The following is a 1,759-nucleotide window of genomic DNA, read 5'->3' on the forward strand; positions in this document are numbered from 1 at the left end:
CACATCCAGAAATTGGATGGAGTGGAATCTTCTCTTTTACGATAGGCCCGCCAAACGGGAGCTCGGGCCGCGCAAGCGGCCCTTTCATTTGGCGGCCCTTCTAATCCAGTAAGCCTCGGCTTACTTGTAAGGTTGACGCGGGGTGGAGCAGCCCGGTAGCTCGTCAGGCTCATAACCTGAAGGTCACAGGTTCAAATCCTGTCCCCGCAACCAAATCAAAAGGCCCGCCTCGTGCGGGCCTTTTTGTATTTGGCGATCGGCCGATCTTTACCCCTCATCAGAAGCCCGAAAGCACGCAAAGCCGACGCGGCTAAAGCACTCCACAACCCCCTCCCTTTCCCCAGCCAACTCTTCCGGCGCCCAACTTCTCGAAATAAGATTCCTTGTCGGGGGCCTTTGTAGTCCGGCGTGTATTTGGAATGGGTCCAGGCTGATGTTCGCAGTCCGCAATCACACCCAAGCGAAAGTCACACCCCGCGACCCCAGCTGGCTCCCGGCTCTGTCCGACACAGCAACCGCCACCGTTGTTTGCGATGAGAATGGCGGCAGATGATCCGGGTGAGATCTTCGATCCGCGCCGGCGCGATTCGATGTCGCGGAACCAGGTGATGGATTGGCTATTTTCGCCGGGAGATCATACGAGCTGAATGCGCGCGTGCCGCTAATCATTGCTGTCTAATTCTATCGGTCCTGGTCGCCATCAGAATCTCCAGGAGGTCGCCATGCCCAACTACGCCCTGAACGACCACTACGAGGGCTTCTTCAGGAAGCCGCTCGAATCAGGTCGCTACAACCTCGAATCACGCGCCGGCCTGCGTATGCTTGAGGATTTCGAGGCGGAGCGGGAGAGATGGCTGCGCGAGGAAGTCCCGGCGGGCCTGACCGAGATCCAACAGGATCCGGCGAAGGGTATTCCTGCCGAGACAGTTTTTCGCGACTCGAGGCGCGGCATCGCGCGAAGCAGTTGAAAGCCAAGTGGACAATAGAGTACCGGATCGTCTTCCACCCAGGGCGGAGGCTGAACTCGAACAGCTCTATGACGACATAGCTGACCGCGTGTCGCCGGCGATCGCTTCGAATTTTGTTGTTGGCATCCGCGATCGTTGCCTCGGCTTCTCGACTTTTCCGCACTGCGGCACAGAGCGGGTTCAAGCCTGGCCTGCGGATTGTCGGCTACCGGCGCGCCGTCAGCGTCGCTCGCAGTCGATGGTGATGATGCGTTGATCCCGGGCGGCTTCCCGCCGGCCGGAACATCATGGCGGAATTGCTGGAAGGCCGGCTCTGAAGCGCTGCTCAGGCTGGCGTGACCGTCGACACCCGCCAAGCAAGGCGGGCGATTTTTACGCCGATGGTACACGCCTGCCGCCGAGGGGTGGCGAGCCTCCGCAGAAGTGATTTGCAGCGCAGCACCACTCATAATTTCAGCCAAGCCAGCTCACGAATTTCAGCCCCGTGGATATCTCTGCGAGAAATCGAAAAAACATCGTGGAATGGAGTTGACAGTTTGTCAGGGTGGCGACTATATACGCCTCACGAACGAGGGCGGTGCGCCGCTGGCGGCGAAGCAGTTTGCTTCTGAATAAGCCCTTGTGAGAATTCAAGAGAGCCGCGTAAGCGACACTCGGACGGCCCCGAAGCCATAGGCGTAACGGGCCACGACACCGCGTCTGCGATGTCTGTTCTTTGAAAATTGAATATTGAAGAAAGAGAAACGTGGGCGGCAGAGTCCTGCTGAACCTCTTATCCCGCCAGGGATAAT

1 tRNA gene and 1 pseudogene are annotated in these 1,759 nt (G+C 58.5%); both read left to right on the forward strand.

The features are described 5' to 3' along the window. The first annotated feature begins 136 nt into the window (after positions 1 to 136). Positions 137 to 213, forward strand: a tRNA-Met gene (locus AC1D1B_RS30710). Between the two features lie 509 nt (positions 214 to 722). Further along, positions 723 to 976, forward strand: a pseudogene (locus AC1D1B_RS30715) (ribbon-helix-helix domain-containing protein); the annotation flags it as partial. Between the last annotated feature and the right edge of the window lie 783 nt (positions 977 to 1,759).

The sequence above is a fragment of the Mesorhizobium sp. P2_C5_2 genome, from assembly GCF_056404535.1.